17 protein-coding genes and 1 pseudogene are annotated in these 22639 nt (G+C 47.2%); 8 read left to right on the top strand and 10 right to left on the bottom strand.

Annotation, left to right across the window (positions count from 1 at the left end; genetic code table 11):
- Nucleotides 1-417 precede the first annotated feature (417 nt).
- Together uvrA and NG795_RS21220 are read left to right on the top strand one after the other, a co-directional pair.
- On the top strand, nt 418-3345 hold the full coding sequence (gene uvrA / locus NG795_RS21225; protein ID WP_367290634.1) for an excinuclease ABC subunit UvrA: 2928 nt from the start codon (nt 418-420) through the stop codon (nt 3343-3345).
- Nucleotides 3346-3570: 225 nt separating this feature from the next.
- Nucleotides 3571-3996 carry an acyl-CoA thioesterase gene (locus NG795_RS21220; protein ID WP_367290633.1) on the top strand — a complete coding sequence of 142 codons (426 nt, stop codon included), beginning with the start codon at nt 3571-3573 and terminating at the stop codon, nt 3994-3996.
- A gap of 62 nt (nt 3997-4058) precedes the next feature.
- On the opposite strand, the gene NG795_RS21215 is transcribed toward NG795_RS21220, so the two are convergent.
- Nucleotides 4059-4910 (bottom strand): DUF1206 domain-containing protein, encoded by an 852-nt coding sequence (locus NG795_RS21215; protein ID WP_367290632.1) that lies wholly within the window; start codon nt 4908-4910, stop codon nt 4059-4061.
- Nucleotides 4911-5319: 409 nt separating this feature from the next.
- Here NG795_RS21215 and NG795_RS21210 point away from each other — a divergent pair, with 409 nt between their 5' ends.
- Nucleotides 5320-6579, top strand: a complete 1260-nt coding sequence (locus NG795_RS21210) for an L-lactate MFS transporter (RefSeq protein ID WP_367290658.1) — start codon at nt 5320-5322, stop codon at nt 6577-6579.
- Between the two features lie 214 nt (nt 6580-6793).
- Here NG795_RS21210 and NG795_RS21205 read toward each other — a convergent pair.
- A pseudogene (locus NG795_RS21205) lies at nt 6794-7482 on the bottom strand (IS1 family transposase).
- Between the two features lie 257 nt (nt 7483-7739).
- Between NG795_RS21205 and NG795_RS21200 the strand changes: the two are divergent.
- The 4 genes from NG795_RS21200 to NG795_RS21185 all read left to right on the top strand — a co-directional run bounded on the left by NG795_RS21200 (nt 7740) and on the right by NG795_RS21185 (nt 12722).
- Entirely contained in the window at nt 7740-8987 is a 1248-nt protein-coding gene (locus NG795_RS21200; protein ID WP_367290631.1) for a DegT/DnrJ/EryC1/StrS family aminotransferase, read from the top strand.
- A 45-nt stretch (nt 8988-9032) separates the two neighbouring features.
- Complete coding sequence (locus NG795_RS21195; RefSeq protein WP_367290630.1) at nt 9033-9158, top strand: hypothetical protein; 126 nt, start codon at nt 9033-9035, stop codon at nt 9156-9158.
- A gap of 67 nt (nt 9159-9225) precedes the next feature.
- Nucleotides 9226-9513: a DUF2470 domain-containing protein gene (locus tag NG795_RS21190; protein ID WP_367290629.1), complete on the top strand. Its 288-nt coding sequence runs from the start codon at nt 9226-9228 to the stop codon at nt 9511-9513.
- Nucleotides 9514-9809: 296 nt separating this feature from the next.
- Nucleotides 9810-12722, top strand: a complete 2913-nt coding sequence (locus tag NG795_RS21185) for an MASE1 domain-containing protein (RefSeq protein ID WP_367290628.1) — start codon at nt 9810-9812, stop codon at nt 12720-12722.
- Nucleotides 12723-12873: 151 nt separating this feature from the next.
- Here the strand turns inward: NG795_RS21185 and mnmE are convergent, their stop codons facing one another.
- The gene (gene mnmE / locus NG795_RS21180; protein ID WP_367290627.1) at nt 12874-14256 is read right to left on the bottom strand and encodes a tRNA uridine-5-carboxymethylaminomethyl(34) synthesis GTPase MnmE; all 1383 of its coding nucleotides are present in this window, start codon (nt 14254-14256) and stop codon (nt 12874-12876) included.
- Nucleotides 14257-14428: 172 nt separating this feature from the next.
- Here mnmE and NG795_RS21175 point away from each other — a divergent pair, with 172 nt between their 5' ends.
- Nucleotides 14429-14998, top strand: coding sequence for a DUF2062 domain-containing protein (locus NG795_RS21175; RefSeq protein WP_367290626.1), 570 nt, complete (start codon nt 14429-14431; stop codon nt 14996-14998).
- Nucleotides 14999-15009: 11 nt separating this feature from the next.
- Here the strand turns inward: NG795_RS21175 and NG795_RS21170 are convergent, their stop codons facing one another.
- The 7 genes from NG795_RS21170 to NG795_RS21140 form a co-directional block, all read right to left on the bottom strand.
- Entirely contained in the window at nt 15010-15546 is a 537-nt protein-coding gene (locus NG795_RS21170) for a Uma2 family endonuclease (RefSeq protein WP_367290625.1), read from the bottom strand.
- A 66-nt stretch (nt 15547-15612) separates the two neighbouring features.
- On the bottom strand, nt 15613-17214 hold the full coding sequence (locus NG795_RS21165; RefSeq protein WP_367290624.1) for a trypsin-like peptidase domain-containing protein: 1602 nt from the start codon (nt 17212-17214) through the stop codon (nt 15613-15615).
- A gap of 11 nt (nt 17215-17225) precedes the next feature.
- Nucleotides 17226-19043, bottom strand: a complete 1818-nt coding sequence (locus NG795_RS21160) for an S-layer homology domain-containing protein (RefSeq protein ID WP_367290623.1) — start codon at nt 19041-19043, stop codon at nt 17226-17228.
- 350 nt (nt 19044-19393) lie between these two features.
- On the bottom strand, nt 19394-20164 hold the full coding sequence (locus NG795_RS21155; protein WP_367290622.1) for a class I SAM-dependent methyltransferase: 771 nt from the start codon (nt 20162-20164) through the stop codon (nt 19394-19396).
- 418 nt (nt 20165-20582) lie between these two features.
- Nucleotides 20583-21899, bottom strand: coding sequence for a homoserine dehydrogenase (locus NG795_RS21150; RefSeq protein ID WP_367290621.1), 1317 nt, complete (start codon nt 21897-21899; stop codon nt 20583-20585).
- Nucleotides 21900-21984: 85 nt separating this feature from the next.
- Nucleotides 21985-22422 (bottom strand): type II toxin-antitoxin system VapC family toxin, encoded by a 438-nt coding sequence (locus NG795_RS21145; RefSeq protein WP_367290620.1) that lies wholly within the window; start codon nt 22420-22422, stop codon nt 21985-21987.
- On the bottom strand, nt 22404-22637 hold the full coding sequence (locus NG795_RS21140; protein WP_367290619.1) for a hypothetical protein: 234 nt from the start codon (nt 22635-22637) through the stop codon (nt 22404-22406). The genes NG795_RS21145 and NG795_RS21140 overlap by 19 nt, the downstream gene beginning before the upstream one ends.
- Nucleotides 22638-22639: the final 2 nt, after the last annotated feature.

Below are 22639 nucleotides of genomic sequence, written 5' to 3'. Positions count from 1 at the left end.
AAGAAATATTTTTTCCTGTTCGTAGTAACGACTTTAGTCGTTATCCCCTTTAAAAGATTATCTTTTAAAGGGGCAATGTTTGAGGGAAATAACCCGGAAACGACTGAAGTCGTTACTACAAACGAAGAAATATTTTTTCCTGTTCGTAGTAACGACTTTAGTCGTTATCCCCTTTAAAAGAACATCTTTTAAAGGGGCAATATCCGAGGGAGACATAATCCGGAAACGACTGAAGTCGTTACTACAAACTGAAGAATTCTCCCCTGTTCGTAGTAACGACTTTAGTCGTTATCCCCTTTAACCCCGCTACAGAAACTAGGACCCCCTCGGATATCCGAACTCCTCTCATCCTAACCTCCACACCCGCATCCACATCCAAAACCGCTAAAATTATTAAGAAATGTATAGTTAATTTTTATGCCTAAACGTGCCAGTGCGTCTACAAAGCAACCCGCGCCGAGTTTGAATGGATCCTCTCTGACCGAGGCGGTGGTCAATCCCCGGGATCATGGGATCCGAATTCGGGGGGCAAGACAGCACAACCTTAAAAATATTGACCTCGAACTCCCACGCGATCGCCTGATTGTCTTTACCGGCGTTTCTGGATCCGGTAAATCCTCCCTTGCCTTCGATACGATTTTTGCCGAGGGTCAGCGGCGTTATGTGGAGTCCCTCAGCGCCTACGCCCGTCAGTTTCTCGGGCAACTGGATAAACCGGATGTGGAATCCATTGAGGGACTCTCTCCGGCGATTTCTATTGACCAAAAATCCACCTCCCACAATCCGCGATCGACGGTGGGAACGGTGACGGAAATTTATGATTATTTGCGGTTGTTATTTGGACGGGCGGGAAAACCTCACTGCCCGATTTGCGATCGCTCGATCGCCCCACAAACCATTGATGAAATGTGCGATCGGGTGATGGAACTGCCGGACCGCACTAAATTTCAAATTCTCGCCCCGGTGGTTCGCGGGAAAAAAGGCACTCATAAAAAAGTGCTGTCTAGTCTCTCTTCCGAGGGGTTTGTGCGGGTGCGGGTGAATGGCGAAATTCGCGAACTTTCGGACAAGATTGAACTGGATAAAAATCATACCCATACGATTGAAATTGTCGTTGATCGCCTGATTAAAAAAGCAGGCATCCAAGAACGATTAGTGGATTCTTTAACCACGGGATTGCGCCATTCGGAAGGAATTGCGATTATTCAATTGTTAGACAGTACCGCCGATGACGGAGAGAGCGAATTAGTCTTTTCTGAGAAGTTTGCTTGTCCCGAACATGGGGCGGTGATGGAAGAACTTTCCCCGCGTTTGTTTTCTTTTAATTCCCCCTATGGTGCTTGTGAAAGTTGTCATGGATTGGGCAGTTTTCGGACCTTTTCCCCGGAGTTAATTATTCCGGACCCGGATGCGCCGATTTATGAGGCGATCGCACCTTGGGCGGACAAAGAGAGTGCTTATTATCTCTCGGTGTTGCAAGGATTGGCAAAGGGGTATGGATTTGAATTGACCACACCCTGGAACGAGTTGACGGCAAAACAGCAAAAAACCATTTTATATGGTGCAGATGAACCCATTAATATCGAAGGATGGGGAAACAATCGGCGGTATGCCGGTGCATTGGCGTTGTTGCAACGGTACTATGAAGAAAGTGCCTCGGAACTGCAAAAACAAAAATTAGAGCAGTATTTGGTCGATCGCCCTTGCGAAAGTTGTCACGGCAAACGCTTGAAACCGGAAGCGTTGGCGGTGAGAATTGGGAGTGAACATATTGATGATTTAACCTCGGTTTCGATTCGGGACTGTCGCGATCGCATTGATCAGTTACAATTGAGCAGTCGGCAAGCACAAATTGCCGAACTCGTCCTCCGAGAAATTTGCGCGCGACTGCAATTTTTATTAGATGTGGGATTGGATTATCTCACTCTCGATCGCCCTGCCATGACCCTTTCCGGAGGAGAAGCGCAACGGATTCGTCTGGCAACCCAAATCGGCGCGGGATTAACCGGGGTGTTATACGTTCTCGATGAACCGAGTATCGGACTCCATCAACGGGACAACGGACGATTGCTGCATACCTTAACCAAATTACGCGATTTGGGTAATACCTTAATTGTCGTGGAACATGACGAAGACACGATTCGCGCTGCGGATTGGATTGTCGATATCGGTCCTCGCGCTGGGGTACATGGCGGCGAAATTGTTGCCCAAGGACAGTTAGATGCCCTTTTAACAGCGGAAAATTCTCTCACCGGGTCCTATTTATCCGGGCGAGTACAAATTGAAACCCCGGGGGAACGGCGCGAAGGAAATGGCCGTTCTTTGGTGATGAAAAACTGTTCTCGCAACAATCTCAAGCAGATTGATGTAGAAATTCCTCTCGGAAAATTAGTTTGTGTGACGGGAGTTTCTGGATCGGGTAAATCCAGCTTAATTAATGATTTACTGTATCCGGCATTGCAACATCATATCACCCGAAAAACTCCCTTTCCCGGGGATATGGGCGCACTCAAAACCTTGGGTGAAAAGAGTTTAAAAGATGCTGTGGATAAGGTAATTATTATCGACCAATCCCCCATCGGCAGAACCCCTCGGTCCAATCCTGCTACCTATACCGGCGTGTTTGATATGATTCGGGGGTTATTTGCAGAAACCATCGAAGCAAAAGCGCGCGGATACAAACCGGGTCAATTTTCTTTTAATGTCAAAGGCGGACGTTGCGAAGCTTGTGGCGGACAAGGGGTGAATGTCATTTCTATGAACTTTTTACCCGATGTTTATGTGCAGTGTGATATTTGTAAAGGTGCGCGATATAATCGCGAAACTTTACAAGTGAAATACAAGGGATATTCCATTGCCGATGTGTTGAATCTCACCGTGGAAGAAGGATTAGAACTCTTTAAACATATCCCTCGGGCGGCAACAAGGTTGCAAACCTTAGTGGATGTGGGATTAGGATATATTCACCTGGGACAACCGGCACCCACTCTCTCGGGGGGTGAAGCGCAACGGGTCAAACTGGCAACGGAACTCTCTCGACGCGCTACGGGAAAAACCTTGTATTTAATCGATGAACCGACGACGGGATTATCGTTTTATGATGTGCATCAATTGTTGAATGTGTTGCAGCGGTTGGTGGATAAAGGGAACTCAATTTTAACCATTGAACACAACTTAGATGTGATTCGCTGTGCAGATTGGGTGATTGATTTAGGACCGGAAGGCGGGGACAAAGGGGGAGAGGCGATCGCCACCGGAACCCCAGAGGAAGTAGCGGAAAATCCTCATTCCTACACGGGACAATTTTTAAAGCGCGTTTTGCAGCAATATCCCGCCCAATCCTAACGATGAAAAACCGGGTTTCTTTACCAAATCTATGGCAAATAGCAGCAAGTCATGAAAGAAACCCGGTTTCTGGTCCCCTTAACCTAATCCTTCCCTTGTAGAGTCCCCGGTAGGTTCTTTTGTTAAAAAATGATTACAATGAGTTAGAGTCCTGTAAAATTGCCTCCCGGCATTTAACCCAGAGGACCAACCAAATCGTTTTTTAAGATACCAGTTTGAGGGACTATGACCTTAGAACAAGATACGCTATTAGAGACGGCTTTAGCTTTTACCGTGAAACCCTACGATATTGATATCACCGGGTTTGTCAGCCAAATGATTTTGATGCGCTGGATTGAAGATTTACGCTTAGATTTATTTCAACAGTATTTTTCTTTAGAACAGCAATTAGAATTAGGGATCTCGCCCCTCATTGGTAAAACTCGTCTGGAATATCATAAACCCATCAAATTGTTTGATTTGATTGAGGGGCGAATGTGGTTTAGTGACATGGGGTCGGTTAAATGGATTGTCAAAACCGAGTTAATGGTGGATGATAAAATTGCCGTGACTGCCAAACAGACGGGATGTTTTATCCATGTTTCAAGTCATCGTTTGGTTGCCATCCCAGACAACTTGGTGAAAAAATTTGCCACCCATTCATCGGCGTGAATCAGTTGAAAGTGATGTTTGGGGGATCATCCCCCCAAGGCAGTTTGTGCCGAGGCGATCGCCTATTGTCCCAGATTTAAAAGTTGTTGCGGGTCAGCTTGGGGAGGGCGAATGCGCCGATAGCGGGCGTGTACTCCCATATACAGTCCATAAATCACCAATCCTGCGGCTACAACCCCCAACAGCAAACTCCCATAAGGCTGCCTCAATAAAGTATCTAAAGTGCCGGGAATAGCCTGGGCTTCATTCGCGTTCGATTGATAAGCCGCCCGCATCAAAAACCAGCCAATCATGGTAAAAATAACACCCCTTGCAGATAACCCCACTCGACCTGCTCTCATCACCCATTTTTCTTCATTGGGAGTCATTTCTCTGATTTTTAATTCTTTGCGAAACTTCCCGCTAAAGGCTTTATAAAAATAATAAAATCCTAAACCAATTACGACTGCACCAGCCAATCCCACCAACCATTCTCCAAAGGGTTGTGAGAGAAACCGGGCGGTCCAATGTTGAGCGCTTTGATCACTTTGTTCTCCGCCACTGTCTCCATTTCCCATCAAGAGTTTAATGGCAGTAAAAGCAAACCCAGAATAAATGACCGCACTCATTCCAAATCCGAATCGCTCGATTAAGCCTTTGAAATCAGTACCTTTATTGTCAGTATCCATGAAGGCTTGTAGAAAACGCCACATTGCATAACCAATTAGACCAATGGTTACAAAAGACAGTAATGCTTGGCCAAAAGGTTGCTCAACTATGGTGTAAAGCACCCCCTTTGGGTCCGTGGTTCGTCCCCCTTTGGTGAATGCTGCTTGCAAGGCTAGAATACCAACCAAGCCGTAAACAAATCCTTTGGCAGCATATCCAAAGCGAGCAAAACGCTCGATCCATTCTGATTGTGTAGATTGAGTCATGATGTATATTAGTTTTAAGGGGTTATTTTAAACAGTAGATTCCTGAATGAAGCAACGGAAAGAATTCCCTGGGGAAAGGTTTGAGCTGCTAAGTTTCAAGGTGATTATCCCTAGGATATCAAAATAGATTCAATCCCACCTCTATCAAAAGGCTCAAATTTGGGGCAGTCGTCGCCGGGAGAACCGATCCCCCCCGAGGGCGATCGCCTATACTCCTGCCTCGGTAAAAATCAAGTTTTCATGATTTTTCATGATATAGAGGGGTGCAAATCGTGGTAAAGTAAAGGTGAAGCAATCAGAGGATTCAACTCTGATAAAAGAAACTCTATAGAAACGAGCTCAACCATAAAAATCAGCAACGAACCGATAGAAATCCACTAGAATTATCTCTAAAAGGGAGTTAGCAGTGATGAATGTCACTCACGATCGCTCAGAATTAACCCTATTTGGACTGCCTGCACAACAGGGCAGATGGTTAATGATTCCACTGGGAATGAGCGTTTTACTGTGTCTGGGGAGTGTTTACTCTTGGAGTGTGTTTAGAAAACCTTTAGAAGGGGAACTGAACATTGGCGCAACGGAAAGTTTGTTACCCTATACTGTGGCATTGGTTTTTTATGCAGCCCTGATGCCGATTGCCGGGTTTTATATTCCCCGAATTGGCTCAAGAATTGTTACGGCAATCGGAGGAATCATTGTTGGAGTTGGTTACATTCTTTCGAGTTTTGCTAACAATATTGTAGCAATGACCCTCACCTACGGATTGATTGCCGGGACTGGGGTGGGAATTGCTTATGGTGTTCCAATGGCAGTAGTGGCGCGATGGTTTCCCGATAAAAAAGGATTAGCGGTGGGGTTAACGATTATTGGATTTGGACTCTCACCTCTGATTACTGCACCCCTGGCGAAAGGGTTAATTGATGCCTATAGCGTGCGAGAAACCTTGCGAATTTTAGGGATTGCCTTTACCTTAATTATTCTGGCGATCGCCACAACTCTAAAAATGCCACCCAAAGACTGGCAACCGGCACAACCCCTGTCCCCAGCATCCTGTACCGTCCCCAGCGCCTATCCCGGGAATATGCTGAAAAGTCGGTCCTTTTATGGACTCTGGATTTGTTACAGCATCGGCACCTTTGTCGGATTGAGTGCGATCGGCATTTCCAGTCCTGTGGGGGAGGAAATGATCAAGATTGACCCGGCATTAGCTGCCAGCAGTGTCTCATTATTTGCCCTATTTAATGGCATCAGTCGCCCCCTATTTGGCTGGTTAACCGATCGCTTTAAACCCCGCCATGTGGCGATGGTTTCTTATACCCTCGTCTTAATTGCCTGCCTGTTGATGCTGAATGTCAAAGAGGGACAAGTTGCCACTTATTTGATTGCGTTTTGCCTATTTTGGGCATCTCTAGGCGGATGGTTAGCAATGGCACCAACGACTACTCTGCGCCTATTTAATCCGGATAATTATGCTCAAAATTACGGCATTGTGTTTACAGCATACGGCGTGGGAGCCTTGTTAGGAACCCTAATTGCCGGACAAATTCGCGATTGGTTTGGCAGCTATACTTATGCCTTTTATCCGATGATATTCTTGGCAATTGTGGGGATGGTTGTCGCCAGTTTGCTGTTGAAGCGGGATAAAGTTGCGACAACCGGCGGGGGTTAAAACGATTGGCGGCCCCATAGCTAAAGTCGGTTGAAACCGACTAGGGATTTAGGGATTTGTGATGTCATTGTTGATAGTATCTTTTTCAGAATTCCCGTGATTTCCTACCTCAAATCCAACTCCCCCCCTTGCTAAGGGGGGGCTGGGGGAGGTCCCTTTAGGGATTGGCATTGCACATACGCGGTATGATTCCATTGGACAGGGGTCGAGTCCTTCACTTGGGCAGGGGTACAGTCCTATGTTTCAGGTAGTACAGAAGCAATCCAATAGAAATCTTTAACATTTATACGGATTTTGAATAACATAAAGTTTTTCTAGGGAGGCGCGCTAGATAATGTCTTAAGCGCGTATTTTATCCTTCTACCCGAGTCATGTAGGGCTTGCTAACTCTAGGGTCAAGTTCATCAATAAATTGAGGATAAACAGCATAGCCATCCGTCACATAAAAAAACATCCCCAACCCTGAATAATTTTCCATAACGGTTTAAATATTTCTTTTGATCTATCCCCGACCACAAAAGCTAAAATGCCAGGAAACCTTTTATCTACAGCACTCCAGACCCAGACCTTCTGTTTGTTTTACACACATAAGTCTGTAACTCATCAACTTGAGATACTTCCGGAATCTCTTGATAATCAGGGTCGGGTGGTAAATTATTGGCAGCAGATTTTACCCAATTAATAACTGTGTTATGACAAACTCCAGTTAGTCTTTCTATCCGGCGAAATCCATTCCCTTCAACATAGAGATATAAACAGTGTCGTTTGACTTCTTCGGGATAACCTACTGGAGAATAGACCTCGATAAATTGACGACCACAGTACGCAGCATATATGGTTTTATATTCCTCTTTTCAAGCCATTTTTACTGAGATTGGGGGACTGGCACTTAGAACAAATCATATTCTCTAGGGGTAGGGACTACTCCCTTATCATGCCATATATGTGCAAGGCCTTAAAAATCGTAGGTGGGCATTGCCCACCCTACAATTGCTATTTTTAGTCGGTTTCAACCGACTTTAGCTATTAGTTTTAACCACCGCCGGTTGTTGCTTCAGGACCGCCAATCCCTAAAGCGGCGGTTTTAAGGATTGGCGGCCCGGTGTCACTTCAGGACTGATCGCGCTAAAGTAGGCAGTTAAAGTTAATTGGATCAGGCCATGTGGTCGCGCAAACGTTTTGATATCGATTATATTGATTTGATTTACGGATTGGGTGCAGCATTGACGGTGGGAAATGCACAGCGTCAGGGGTTGCAAAATGACTTGGAGGACTGGTGGGGCCAGGACTCGACGGGGGAGGCAGTCGCCTGTTTATCCGTGCGTTCGGGGTGGGATTTGCTGCTTCAGGCGTTGCAATTGCCTCCCGGGAGTGAAGTGGCAATGAGTGCATTGACCATTCCCGATATGGTGACCATTGTTCGTCATCATGGCCTGGTCCCGGTCCCGATTGATTTGGACCCCCAGACAATGGCACCGGATCCCGCTAGTTTGGACCAGGCGACTGGTCCGCGAACTCGGGTGATTATTATCGCGCATTTGTTCGGAGCTCGGGTGGATTTAGCGCCGATTTTAGCAGCGCGCGATCGCGTTGGGGCGATTTTGGTCGAAGACTGTGCACAGGCATTCACCCCCGGATTTCGGGGTCATCCCGAGGCGGATGTGAGTTGTTTTAGTTTTGGCAGTATCAAGTTTGCCACGGCCCTGGGTGGGGGGTTATTGCGTGTGCGTGACTCCCAACTCGCGGATTGCCTCCGCCAAATCCAATCGACTTATCCAGTCCAAGATTCGGGGAACTACACCCGCAGATTGCTGAAATATCTGGGTCTGAAAACCCTCTCCAGTCGCCCTGGATTTACGGCGTTGATTTGGGGATGTCGGCGGTTGGGAATGGATTACGATCGCCTTTTGAATCAGTCGGTGAAGGGGTTTCCCCAGGATGAACTAATCTGGCGTCTGCGTCATCAACCTTGTGCGCCTCTGTTAGGGTTACTCCGTCATCGCTTGCAGGGTTATAGTGAGAAACGTTTAGCGGAACAAACTCACCGGGGTCAGCGCCTAATTCAGTTGTTGCAGGAGTATTGTCCCGAGATTCAGGTGCCAGGGGTCGCTGCTTCGCCTAATCTGCACTGGGTTGTCCCAATTTTGGCTGAGGACCCGGAAATTGCGATCGCCACCCTTGCCAATGCAGGGTTTGACGCAACTCAGGGCCATAGCATGACGGTAGTGGACCCACCGGAAACTCATCGGGAAGGGGAACCCAGGAAGACTCGTGAACTGTTCCAGCATTTGCTCTATCTCCCTTGCTATCCGGCAATGGATGAGACTGCATTGGTCTCTCTGGCGCAGGCGTTACGGCCCATTTCTTCTCCCTCGGTGGCCCAGTTTTCGAGGATGAGTTCGCCATAATCGGTACTGTATCCTGGAGTAATCAACCCTATCTCCCTGTTTGATATGGACCCCAAAAAACCGTCTGTTCTGCGCTCTTTTTTCAGTTTATCCCTGTTTGTGGTTCTGGCGATCGCAGTGGGACTGTTAACGGCTAATTTTCTTTTTGCTTTAATAGAAAAGCTGGGATAATTGTTTCCGAATCAAGGGATAATTGATCTCAAATCGACTGGCAGTTACCGGATCAGGAGTTTAAACTATGGCGGATCTCATTTCGGCTCAAGTGAGCGATCGCATTTGCAAGCACATGAACGACGACCATGCAGATTCTGTGCTGCTATATGCTCAAGTCTTTGGGGAGGTTCCTGATGCAACCTCCGCCACCCTACTGGCGATCGACCCCCTGGGGATGAACCTCACGGCGGAAATCGGGGGAAAATCTATGCCGGTTCGAGTCACCTTTGACCATGCACTCGCCGATTCTGAAGATGCTCACCACACGTTAATTGCGATGGTGAAACAGGCAAGACAAGCCAAAACTGTATAACTGAAAAACGGTGATTTTTGCTGATTTTTGTTGAATTTATGGGTGAACTACCCCGACAAAAATCAGCATTAGAGGGAAAACAAGTCCCCCGAGAAGGGTTTCCTCAGCCTTCAGTATCGTCAGGGTTAGAAACCGTTTTCTCTATTCAGACTTAGAGAATTTCTCAAGTCACCATCCCTCATCATTTCAGCGGTTAATCGATTCAGGATTTTACCCCTAAATTTTAAATTCACTTCAATCCGGATCAATCCCCTAGCTATTCTATTGTTTTCTTGGCTTTTAACCCGGTAGGAATTATGACCTCAAATTCAAACCTAAAAGTGTCTTGGCCCTTGACGAAGAGCGAAACAACCCTTATCCAAATCCTGATCGTGGCAGTCGTCTATTTCCTCATTTCTGAGTGGGGGGCAGTCTTCCTCCTCCTCCCAGATGGTGGAAGCCCAGTCTGGCCCGGGTCTGGGATTGCATTAGCCTCGGTTTTATTAATGGGATACCCCATTATCATTGGGGTGTTATTAGGAAATATCCTGGTCAATTTTTATCAAACTCCCTGGGGCATTCTCGATCTACTGATGAATTTTAATTTTACCCTAGGCAATACGTTGGAAACCCTATCTGCTGCCTATTTTATTCATAAATTCTCGGTGAATTTTAGGATGTTTTCCCGAGTTAAAGACGTCGTATATTTTGTGGTCTTAGCGGGATTAATTAGCCCGATGTTAAGTGCGACTTTTGGAGCAACCACGATTTTGTTAGTCGGCAACATTTCGGCGGACATTTATCCCCGCCTCTGGGGAAGCTGGTGGATTGGAGATGTGGTAGGAATTCTAGTTTTTGCCCCAGTTTTATTAGTCTTTGGTCAGGGATTTAAGGTGTTTTTGAAAAAAAGTCAACACCGATGGATGGAAGGGTTGGTTTTTGTATTTATTACCCTGGTAATCTGTCAAATGGCTTTCGGTAAAGGATACCCGGTCGAATATATGTTGCTACCTTTATTAGTCTGGGTTGTCTTTCGGTTTGGACAATGGTCGGCGACTTTATTATTATTAATTAGTTCAGTGATCGCCATTTTTGCCACCGCTAATGAGTCGGGACCTTTTATTCGCAGTAACCTCAACGAATCTTTAATCCTGTTGCAATCTTTTGTGGGAGTTTTTTCTCTGACAACCTTAACCCTGTCGGCGGTAGTTTGTGAAAATGAACAAGCGAAGCAACGACTGGAAACGGCTAATATTCAATTACAACATCTCGATCGCCTCAAGGATGAATTTCTAGCCAATACGTCCCATGAATTGCGAACGCCTCTGAATGGCATTATTGGCATTGCCGAATCCCTGATTGATGGTGCAACGGGAGAATTACCCATTCCCACTCGGGCCAATTTAGCGATGATTTCCTCCAGTGGGCGGCGGTTATCAAATTTAGTCAATGATTTGCTGGATTTCTCGAAACTCAAACACAAAACCCTGGATTTACAACTCAAACCCATAGACTTGCGTTCCTTAGTAGAAATTGTCTTTACCCTCAGTTTACCCTTAGTGGGGAATAAAAATCTGAAATTGGTCAATAACATTTCCTTAGATTTACCAGCGGTTATAGCGGATGAAAATCGCTTACAACAAATTCTTCATAACTTAATGGGAAATGCCATTAAATTCACCGAAACTGGAACCATAGAAATTTCTGCCCAGCGAATATCTGGGCATAACTTGTTGGAAAATATTTCCTCGGGTTCTCAACTGGAAATTACTCTGACCGATACGGGAATTGGGATTGCTGAGGATAAATTAGAGCGGATTTTTGAATCGTTTGAACAAGCGGAAGGGTCTACGGCGAGACTCTATGGAGGAACGGGAGTGGGATTGGCGATCGCCAAACAATTAGTTGAGTTACATGGCGGCCAAATTTGGGTAAAGTCTCGCCTGGGAGAAGGGTCAAAATTTACCTTTACTTTGCCTCTTTCTGGGGAAAAAGTCGAAAACTCCTCGGAAACTTTGCCCTTACTCAAACAGTTCGCCACAGCGGATTTAAACCAGGATCCCTTGGAACCTCGGGTCATTGCCTCTCATCAAGGATCCGCTAAACTTTTAATTGTAGATGATGAACCGATTAACCTCCAGGTTTTGGTTAATATGCTCTCGTTGCAAAATTATACGGTGATTCAAGCTAAAAGTGGCCTTGAGGCATTAGAACTTCTCAATAAAGGCTTTAAACCGGACCTGGTTTTGCTAGATGTGATGATGCCGAAAATGACGGGGTATGAAGTCACGCAAAAAATTCGGGAAACCTGGCAGGCATCAGAAATGCCGGTGTTATTATTAACCGCTAAAAATCAATTGTCCGATTTAGTAGCTGGATTTGAAGCTGGGGCTAATGATTATCTAACCAAACCTGTAGAAAAGGATGAATTATTAGCCCGGATTAAAACCCATTTGAATTTGCTTCGGCTGAAAACTGAAAATGTTCGATTAGTGGCGGAATTAGAGGTTACTCGTCAGCAGCAACAAATGCTCTTACCCAGTGCAGAAGAGTTGCTATGGATTGAGGGTTTAGAGATTGCCGCTTTTATGGAACCTGCAACGGAAGTCGGGGGAGATTACTATGATGTGATTCAACATCAAGGGGGGGTGAAAATTGGCATTGGAGATGTGACGGGACATGGGTTAGAAAGCGGGGTTTTAATGATTATGGTGCAAATGGCCGTCCGCACTCTCCTCCAAAGTGATATCAGCAATCCGGTACATTTTTTGACCCTGCTCAATTTAGCCGTTTATGGCAATTTGCAACGCATGAAATCGGAAAAGAATATGTCCCTGATGTTACTGGATTATCATCAAGGGAAACTGGTGGTCAGTGGACAACATGAAGATATTATCCTGGTGCGCGCCGAGGGTCAAGTGGAGTTAATCGATACAGTGGATTTAGGGTTTCCCGTGGGGTTAGTGGAAGATATTGGGGAGTTTGTCGCTGAAATGGAGATTGAATTAAACCCTGGAGATGTGGCGATCGTCTATACCGATGGGATTACGGAAGCGGAAAATATAGAGGGAGTGCAATATGGGTTACACCGCATGAAGGAACTGGCGGGTCAACAACAAGGGCGATCGGCAACAGAAATTGTGGATGTTATTTTAGCCGATGTCCGGGAATTTATCGGGGAACAAAAAGTGTATGATGATATTACTTTGTTGGTTTTGAAGCAGAAATAAGAGGGAGTCCAGTATTTCCAGAAGTACCAATTTTTAAACGTTCGTAGTGACTCCTGAAGGAGTCATCTTGATTTAACCCCTGAAGGGGTTACTACAAACGTTTGTAGCGACTCTTGGATTGGGTTTTGCTTGTGAACAGGTAAAGACTTGTTTATTTCCCAATGCAAAACCGGCTAAAAATGCGGTCCAAAACGGATTCGGTTACTTCTTCCCCGGTGATTTCTCCTAATGCTTGAATTGCGCCTCTAAGGTCGATGGTCCAGAAATCTAGGGGTAACTGTTGGTCAATGGTGGTTTGAACTTGTTCTAGGGCAGTTTGGGCGCGGGTTAAGGCAGCGGCTTGGCGTTGATTAATGGCAAAATCCAGATTTCCGGCTTGCAAGTTTCCGGCATGAACGGCATTTAAAATGGCGGTTTCTAAGGCTTCAATGCCTTGTTGATGGGCGGCAGAGGTTTTAACGGTTTCGCGGATATTGTCTAGCAGAGGTAAGGGGGGAATGTGTTCGACTAAATCAATTTTATTGAAGATGACAACAATGGGTTTATCTTTGACTTGTTGATAAATCTCCTGTTCGTCCGCAGTCCAACCGGCTTGGGCATCGAGGGTTAATAGGACTAAATCAGCAGATTGTGCCGCCCGTCGCGATCGCTCAACGCCGATTTTCTCTACCGTGTCTTCGGTGGCGCGAATGCCTGCGGTATCGAGGACTTGGACGGGAATTCCCTGAACGACTAATTGGGATTCTACGACATCTCGGGTAGTCCCGGGAAGGTTGGTAACAATGGCGCGATCGCTACGACTCCAGGCATTCAATAAACTCGATTTCCCCACATTCGGACGCCCGACAATGGCAACTTTTAATCCCATCCGCAACAGTTGCCCTTGGTTGGCAGTTCCTAAAATTCTCTCGACTTCTTTAAGTATTCCCTGAATCGATTGAATGATTTCTGGTTCATTCAAGGGCGGTAAATCTTCTTCAAAATCAATGCGGGCTTCAATTTCTGCTAGGATATCCAAACATTGAGTGCGTAATTGGCGAATGGGATGGGCTAATTTGCCTTGCAATCCGGCTAAAGCCGCTTGAGAGGCAGCAGGCGATTGGGCACCGACTAAATCGGCGACACTTTCTGCTTGAGTTAAGTCTAATCGTCCATTTAAAAAGGCCCGAAGGGTAAATTCTCCCGGTTGTGCTAATCTAGCCCCGAGTTCTAAACAGAGTTGTAAGACTTGTTGAACGGGAATGATACCGCCATGACAATGAAACTCAACCACATCCTCCCGGGTGAAGGACCGGGGGGATTTCATCAGCAACAAGAGGGCTTCATCGACGATTTGCTGGGTTTTGGGGTGACGAATTGTCCCGTAGAGGATCCGGTGGGTTTCCCAGGGTTGGGATCCGGGCGCATGAAAGAGGGTTTGGGCGATCGCCAATGCCTGGGACCCCGACAGGCGGACAATCCCGATACTCCCTTGCTGTGGAACAATCGCCGTGGCGATCGCCGCTATCGTCTCCCGTTGCGTCACCCGATCCATGATTTCATACTTTATGACTACTGCTTTATTATCCCTCGCGATCGCCAATCTCCCCCTAGGATGAGGAAATTAGGCTAAAATATCGGTCATAATCTCAAGCTAAAGACTCACTTATAAAACTCTCAGGGAGCAATCCCATTGCACAACTCAGTCCGTTATTCTAGGGAAAACAATGTTGCATAAACACCCGTTGTCCATCAACTCCCGGAGGACCAAAATCAATCGCTTTCGTTTAACTTCTCTGTTCTCTAAACGCAAACGTCCCGGCAGTCGATGGCATCGGTTTTGGCGTTACTACTTCTGGCGTTTAGTTCGGCAAAAGGGCAGTCCAGAATTCCTCGCCCGAGGGTTGGCGGCGGGGGTATTTGCGGGATTGTTTCCTTTATTTGGCCTGCAAACGATTATTGGGGTGACCTTAGCGATTCTGTTTCGCGGGAATAAATGGATGGCGGTTGCTGGCACTTGGGTCAGCAATCCCTTAACTTATGGGCCGATATTTTGGCTGAATTTTGAGGTGGGTCAATGGCTACTCAAATCCCATGAAGAGTTTGATATGGAACGCTTGAAATCCACGAAAGCCTTACTGGAAGTGGGGGCGGACTTTGTACTTACTCTCTTTGTCGGCTGTGTGGTGATGGCGAGTTTGAGTGCATTTTTAAGCTACTTTTTCGGGATTAAACTGATTCGCCGTTGGCGGACTCTTCACCGGAGTTGGCGTCGCCGACACCATTCGGGGCGCTAAGATTTATTCTCTTACCAAACATCCTCATACAGAGTCGCCATATCAATTCGGAGATTAAGGCTAGTTAACTGAATTTGTTCTAGGGCGTGATAACTATATAATTCCCATCGTCCCCTTTCATTGCGCCGAAAACATTCTACATGGGGGCGAGTTTGACTGATAATTAAATACTCTTTTAAGGTTGGAATTTGACGATAATCGGCAAATTTATCCCCTCGGTCGAATGCTTCAGTAGACTCGGATAGCACTTCTACAATCAAGCAGGGGTAGCGAATAAAGGAGTTAATTACCTGGGAGTCGCGAGGGTCACAAGTCACGGTCAAATCGGGATAATAGAAAGCATCGACGGTTTCTATTCTAATTTTGATATCTTGTACAAATACATGACCTTTCGTTCCTCGGACCTGTTTTCTGAGGATTGTTGCCAAATTCAAGGTAATCATGTTATGAGCTGGGGTAGATGCTAACATCGGATAGACTTCCCCCCGAATGTATTCGCGACGAATCGGGCTGATTTCTTCTGCTGCGAAATACTCTTCCGGCGTCATATAAATTTTAATGAGGTTACTAGAAACGGGTGGAAGTTTTGAACGGGGAATCCATCTATATTTTCATTATGGAACTTGCCAAATTCGCAAGGTATCCCCGCCTAAAATTAGGGTGCGATCGCCACTAAAGGCCAAGGATTTCGCCGTTCCATCCAGGGTCCGCAGCAATGTTCCATCGGCTATATTCCAGATTTTAGTCCCATCTTCACTGGTAGAAACAATCCCCGTCCCATCGGGAGTAAAGGCCAAATCATACACATAGCATAAATCACAATGGGCGACAATCGTGCGCTGGCGAATTCCCCGTTCCAGGTTCCAGAGTCGAAGTTCTCGATAGGTTCCCGCAGCAATAGTTTGACCATCGGGACTGATGGCAACGGATTCGACTATAAATCCCCGTTCTCCCGCTTCCAGGGTCTGCACTAAGTTCCCATTCAGCAAGTTCCACACTTTCAGGGTATTATCCAGATGACCGCTAACTAATGTGCGACTGTCCGGACTAATGGCGATCGCATTCGCCTCCCCAGACTCAGGCAAGGTCAAAACCAAGCGTCCGGTGTTAATATCCCACAGTTCAATCCCTTGATTACTGCCGGTGATTAACGTTTGACCATTGGCAGTAATCGCCACCGAGGTGATGGGATTGGACTGATTCGGACGCGATCGCGTGAGGGTATTGGCAATTTGTCCCGTTCGCAAATTCCAAATGATCACCTGACCCTGTTGATCGCCACTGACTAAAATCTGTTTATTGGGACTAATCGCCAGGGAATTCACCTCACTATTATGTCCTGATAAGGTAGCGTTCAACTGACTTGACTGCCAATCCCATAACTGAATCCGATTGTATCCGCCATCCGTTGCCAACAGACTGCCATCAGGACTCAAGGCGATCGCCCGGGGTTGGGTTGCCGGTTGGATCACATTAGACAGAATCCAACCCCGCCATCCCAAATTTAACCCCACCGTAGGCGCTAATCGCACAAAATTACTCACGGCAATGGCCGAACTTCCCGTCACCGACTCAGGATTAAACCGACCCTGAATCCCAATCAACCGACCCCAACGGTCCACCACTGGACCGCCACTCCCAGAGGATTTCAAGGCACTATTATACCGCAAATCGTACCCATCCGAGAGATTCGTTCCCGCCGTAGACACTAAATTTCCTGCGGCGAACAGGGTCGTTTGGGGTTGATTGGCAACAGTGAGATAAATTTGCGAATCCGAGGGTTCGGCCAACTGTGCCACCGGATAGGTTTCAGAACTGGTAAACTGTAAGACAGCCAAATCCACCAGAGGCAGCAGAATTACCCCTTCCGGACTCACCGAATACCGTCGGCCATTGCTTGTCACCACTTGATAGGGACCAGACCCAGAAACCACCGTCTTCGTCGTCAGAACTGTATAAACAGTCCCCTGACGATGAACGATCGCCCCCGAACCCGAAGTCGGACCGGCAATAAACACCGTCATATCCTTGGCGATTGCCGTCACCTCCTCAATCGCTAGAGGCGGATTAAACAGCGGAGAATCTGACGCCAACGCCTGCAACCCCCACCCTTCCCACCTCCCCGAAAAAGGAACCTGAGTAAATCCCACAGCAGCGATCGCCATGAGTGCCATCAATCCCGCCATCCGTGAAAATCTGTGCAATCCGTGGTTCATTCTTCCATCCCTCAAGGCATCCGCCAAATTTTAATATCCCAACCCCCACCCACCAAGGTTTGACCATCGGGAGTTAAGGCGATCGCCGCTGCTGCTGTGGGGAAAAAGTGCAATAATGCCCCGGTTCTCACATCCCAAACCCGAATCGCATTGATGTCTCCTTCTTGAACCGTTCCCACCAGAGTTTCCCCATCATTACTCAAGGCAACTTCAAAAAAGGTTGCCTCGGGATTGCGGGCGATCGTGCGAAGTAAATCCCCATTGGCGATATTCCACAGGCGAATCGTTCCCTCTCCACCTGTTGCCAAAGTCTGACCATTGGGACTAAAAGCGAGAGTTCGGACCGCATTAATATCCGCAGAAATCGTCCGAATTAACTCCCCGGTTTGGAGATTCCAGAGGCGAACCAGTCCATCTTCACTACTACTGGCGGCCATTCGACCATCGGAACTCACTGCTACATCTAACATAGCCGTTTGGCGATCGTCCAGGGTTCGCAGGAGTTCGCCGGTATTCAAATCCCACAGTTTTACCGTGCGATCGCGACTGCTGCTGATGGCAGTATTGCCATTGGGGGCGATCGCTAATCCCGTCACTTCGCTAGTATGTCCCGTGAGGGTTTGAGTTAGAGTCCCAGTTCTGATATCCCAAATTTTAATCTCTCCATCGCCACCGCCACTAATCGCCCGTTGTCCATTGGGGGCGATCGCCAAGGCCCCCACTCTCCCCGTATGTCCGGGTAAAGTCCGAATCCGGTCCCCGGTTCTCAGGTCCCAGAGATTAATCGGGGCCAAATCCGCCCCACGATGACCACTTGCCATGATAAATCCTTGACCATCAATGGCGATCGCCGTTGCATCCATTGAGGCCGAAATGGACTCACAGCGACGGGTTCCAGTGGTATCGGTAACGCATTGTTCCACCTGGGAATCGGGGGTGATTCCCGGGGGTTGGAAGTTCAAAACATTGGTCAAGACAGCAGATTGCCACCGTTGATTCCCAGCAGCGATCGGGGTCGCAGAGGTTGGAGGCGTTGCCGTTGGTGTTTCTACAGGTGGTGTTTCTACAGGTGGTGTTTCTGCGGTTGGTGTTTCTACAGGTGGTGTTTCTGCGGTTGGTGTTTCTGCGGTTGGTGTTTCTACGGTTGGTGTTTCTACGGTGGCGATCGCATCCGGTGAGGCCACATACTGTTGAGGGACCAAAGCAATGGCACCAATATCTTCTTTGACTTGACAAATCATCGATGCCAACTCACCCCGGGAAATCGGTTCTGTGGGGTTTAAAGTCCGAGGATCGGGATAATTCACCACCAGACGGTTTTGAATCCCTGCGGCGATCGGCCCTCGGGCATAATCAGGAATCCCTTCCCAATCCGCCAGAGATGCCTCAATCGTCTCCATGCTATTCTCCGGCGACTTGTAGCGCAAACCTGTGGTTAACAAGGCGATCGCCTGCCAACGGGGAATCACCTGAGTCGGGTTAAAAATGCGACCGGAATAAGGAGAAATAAACCCCCTACGGTAAGCATCCTGGACAATTTCCCGCCCCCAATAATCCGTCGGAATATCAATAAATTCAATCGGATCCCGAACAGGTTCCACATTTGGGAACGCTTTGCGAACCACCGAGGCAAACTCCACCCGCTGAATTGGGTCCTCCGGGCGAAACGTATCAGCGGAAAACACCGAGAGGATCTCCCTTTGCGCGAGGTTTTCAATACAAGTCCTTGCCCAATGATTGGTAATATCCGTATAGGTAGACTGGGCATCTGCCGATTCCATCATGCCCACCGGCAGCATCAACCCAAACACCATCATGAATACCCGCATTGGAGTCCGAGGGGGTAACCCTGGAGTGACAGCTGTCTCCCCAGGGGCCACACCCAGTCCCCGAAAAAGTCTTGGTCCCTGGAATTTCTGCCAACCCTTCATCACCTAAACTCCTATCACCGTAACCAATAAAATAGAGTGTACTCGCCGAGTCTCGTCTGTGCGATCGCAACGATTTTAGAGAATTGTAGAGGAAAAACAGTCCGGCCCCCAATCCTCTCCCCAAAATCCTTGCTCATACCTAAGAATCACGGATTCAGGATTAATTCCCGATTAATCCCGACCCCTGCCACCCCCGATAGTCCTCAAGAGGGAGATTTCCCGAGTCCCACTTCCCCCTCTACATCGGACTACCGTTTACTCATCAACAGGATATCTTGAACACTTAAAAAGTCTTCTCGTCCACACCAAGACCCGTAATAGACCGGGAAATTAACCTTTAATCCAACTCGTTCGGCCAATTTTATAAAAAAACGTTCTTCGTAAGCAACTGCTGACTCTGGGAATGTTTTATCCGCAAGTCGATAGTTCTCAAAAATTTCTGTCAACTCCAGGGCACTCATACCCGTTTCTAAGCAGGACACTGACTCTTTATTTAATAAAAAAGCGGTAATGAGCGCTCGTCCTCCCGGTTTAAGAACTCGGTAAATTTCTCGCAAATAGTTTTCTATTCCATCAGGTAGAATATGAGTAAATACCGAAGTTAAAAACACAAAATCAAAGTAATTATCAGAATAGGGGAAGCGATAAGTATTCGCGTGTTCTTGTCCGGTGGGGTTATAATACTGATTGTACAAATCCGCCCGTTGAAACTGAAAATTCGGATATCGCGGAGAAATCACAGATTGGCACCAGGTGATTCCGGGTTCAACAATATCAAATCCCTCATAACTGCCGCGATCGCTCAAATACTGGGTCAGAGGAACCGCCATCCGTCCCACTCCGCACCCCACATCGAGCACCGCTTCATCAGGCTGTAAACCCGCTAATTCTATAAAATAACGAAAAAATTCGGTCCCGATCGCCTTAAAACTTCCCCCCACCGATAACCGCAAGTCCTTGGGCGGAAGCAACTCATCGGGAATGATAATTTCTGGAACAGGGAATTGAGAATTTAACATAGGATTTAGAGGTAAAAATTAGAGTGAATTATCTAGTCGCCACACCCGGCGGGGGTTTAAACGATTGGCGGCCTAACAGAATCAAGTCGGTTGAAACCGACTGAAAAAAAAGCCTGATCGCGTGATATTTTTAGTCGGTTAAAAAAAACCAGCGGTTATTGCAAACAGTGTAAGGGGGTTCCAACAAATAAATCATATAAACGTTCGTTCGTAGTGACTCCTTCACGGAGTCATCTTTAAAGAAACCCCTGAAGGGGTTACTACGAACTTTTTGCGGGTTTTATTTTTTGGAGTTCACTAAGATGTCCATTAAAACCGACTGCGTGTCTGATCGCGTGATGTTTTTAGTCGGTTTTTAACCGACTTGATTCTGTTAGGCGGGGGTTTAAACCCCCGCCGGTTTTTGCTTATCAACTAATCAAAGAACGCGCAACAGACTCGGAATGGAGACGATCGCCGCTAGATTGCGAATTTCATCTAAGGCATGATTAAAATTGCCTTCTTTCACATCATGGGTAACCACCACAATTTCCGCCTGATTTTCACGCATCCCAATTTGCACCACGGATTCGAGACTGACGCCATTTTTGCCAAAAATTGTCCCCAATTCCCCGATCACCCCAGGACTATCCTGAGTCAAAAATCGGGCATAAAAGCGTGTCACCACATCTTCCATTGGGGCGATCGCACAGTAATGTTGATGAGAACAACTTAACAACGGATGGGGTATCGGTTCCGTTTCCGTTTTCAAGACTGCCGCCACATTTAAAATATCCGCAACCACGGCGCTTGCCGTGGGACCTGCACCGGCCCCTCGTCCATAAAACATCACCTGTCCGATCGGGTCCCCTTCCACAAAAATAGCGTTATAAACCCCATTCACATTCGCCAAAGGATGTTGTTTCGGCACTAGGGTCGGATGCACTCTCAACTGTAAGCGATCTTCAATCTCGCTGTTAGGTTGAGGAGTAGGACCTGCTTCCCGCTTGGCGATCGCCAGTAACTTAATCACAAATCCCAGTTTTTCCGCATAAGCGATATCTTCTGCACTCACCTGGCGAATCCCTTCGGCATAAACTTGTTCACGCTTGATGCGTCCCCCAAATGCCAAGGATGCCAGAATTGCGATTTTATCAGCAGCATCCAAACCATCCACATCTGCCGTGGGGTCCGCTTCCGCATAACCCAATTTTTGAGCATCCGCGAGCACCGCCTCAAAATCCGCCCCTTCCAGTTGCATCCGGGTGAGAATGTAGTTGGTGGTGCCATTGACGATACCCATCACCCCTTGGATGCGGTTGCTTCCCAAAGACTGCTTCAGGGGTTGAATCACCGGGATACCGCCTCCCACTGCCGCTTCTAACATCACATAGACCCCTTTTTCATTGGCAGCAGTGAAGATTTCTGCACCATGTAAGGCGATCGCCGCTTTGTTGGCAGTGACAATATGCTTCCCAGAGGCGATCGCCTTCAACATCAGCGATCGCGCCGGTTCCAACCCGCCAATCAACTCCACCACAATATCAATCTCAGGATCCGTGACGATTGATTCTAAATCCGTGGTTAAAATATCCGCAGGAAGGTCGATATCCCGGGGTTTATCCAGCGATCGCACCCCCACCCGAGCAATTTTCAACTCCTGCAACAACGGATGACGTCCTCCGGAGTCTAGCAAGATCTGCGCCGTTCCTGCGCCCACCGTTCCCAATCCCAGTAAACCAATTTTGAAAGTCACAATTCTAATCCATAACCGACTAACTTACCATTTTTACAGGGATTTGGCGCTCAAGTCGCTACTAAAGCCAAACTGTCCAGTTTGATTATGGCAACGACGAAAAATCAGCGATCGCCTTCAAAACCACACCACTAGCTGCCCCCGCTTGAGATTGTCGGACATCAACGGTAATTAAAGGGCAATCCCGATCTAATGCCAAGGCGATATAAAGCGAATCATAGATTGCTAACTGATGAGTTAAACCGATTTGAAACGCACGAGGTAGCAGTTCACTAACGGGTTTGATGTCCAAGGGTAAATCTAACAAATCGCGAATCATCTGTTCCCCGTCTGTCTGAGGCAACCCTTGAAAGCGGACATTCCGCCACAGAATGTTGACGCATTCTAACAGGCCAAATTCTGGAACATACAAGCGATCGCCCCTTGCCAAACCCCCAATTAAAACCCGCACCTGTGGCGTATTAGTTTCTGTTAAGAAATACTGAATCAACACGCTGGCATCCACTACATAGGCATCTGCCATTGTTGGCGTTCCTCCCGAATCATTTCGCTACCTGTAGGCGAACCCGATGGAGGTGTCCATCTGTGGCGATCGACCGAATCCATAATTTCTTGTAAAGACCGTTTTTTGACGATGTTTTCGAGGGGTTCCCCTTGCCCTAACCGTTCATCCACAACTTGAGCAATCATCGTTTTAAGTTCATCCATTGTCAAGTCTACCACTCTTTCTGCTGTCATGT

The organism is Laspinema palackyanum D2c (genome assembly GCF_025370875.1).
Classification (GTDB): Bacteria; Cyanobacteriota; Cyanobacteriia; order Cyanobacteriales; family Laspinemataceae; genus Laspinema; species Laspinema palackyanum.
This window is presented reverse-complemented; position numbering and strand designations above follow the sequence as displayed.

Coding starts and splice junctions, on each gene's coding strand:
- uvrA (WP_367290634.1), top strand. CDS start 418: ATGCCTAAACGTGCCAGTGCGTCTACAAAGCAACCCGCGCCGAGTTTG.
- NG795_RS21220 (WP_367290633.1), top strand. CDS start 3,571: ATGACCTTAGAACAAGATACGCTATTAGAGACGGCTTTAGCTTTTACC.
- NG795_RS21215 (WP_367290632.1), bottom strand. CDS start 4,910: ATGACTCAATCTACACAATCAGAATGGATCGAGCGTTTTGCTCGCTTT.
- NG795_RS21210 (WP_367290658.1), top strand. CDS start 5,320: ATGAATGTCACTCACGATCGCTCAGAATTAACCCTATTTGGACTGCCT.
- NG795_RS21200 (WP_367290631.1), top strand. CDS start 7,740: ATGTGGTCGCGCAAACGTTTTGATATCGATTATATTGATTTGATTTAC.
- NG795_RS21195 (WP_367290630.1), top strand. CDS start 9,033: ATGGACCCCAAAAAACCGTCTGTTCTGCGCTCTTTTTTCAGTTTATCC.
- NG795_RS21190 (WP_367290629.1), top strand. CDS start 9,226: ATGGCGGATCTCATTTCGGCTCAAGTGAGCGATCGCATTTGCAAGCAC.
- NG795_RS21185 (WP_367290628.1), top strand. CDS start 9,810: ATGACCTCAAATTCAAACCTAAAAGTGTCTTGGCCCTTGACGAAGAGC.
- mnmE (WP_367290627.1), bottom strand. CDS start 14,256: ATGGATCGGGTGACGCAACGGGAGACGATAGCGGCGATCGCCACGGCG.
- NG795_RS21175 (WP_367290626.1), top strand. CDS start 14,429: ATGTTGCATAAACACCCGTTGTCCATCAACTCCCGGAGGACCAAAATC.
- NG795_RS21170 (WP_367290625.1), bottom strand. CDS start 15,546: ATGACGCCGGAAGAGTATTTCGCAGCAGAAGAAATCAGCCCGATTCGT.
- NG795_RS21165 (WP_367290624.1), bottom strand. CDS start 17,214: ATGAACCACGGATTGCACAGATTTTCACGGATGGCGGGATTGATGGCA.
- NG795_RS21160 (WP_367290623.1), bottom strand. CDS start 19,043: ATGCGGGTATTCATGATGGTGTTTGGGTTGATGCTGCCGGTGGGCATG.
- NG795_RS21155 (WP_367290622.1), bottom strand. CDS start 20,164: ATGTTAAATTCTCAATTCCCTGTTCCAGAAATTATCATTCCCGATGAG.
- NG795_RS21145 (WP_367290620.1), bottom strand. CDS start 22,422: ATGGCAGATGCCTATGTAGTGGATGCCAGCGTGTTGATTCAGTATTTC.
- NG795_RS21140 (WP_367290619.1), bottom strand. CDS start 22,637: ATGACAGCAGAAAGAGTGGTAGACTTGACAATGGATGAACTTAAAACG.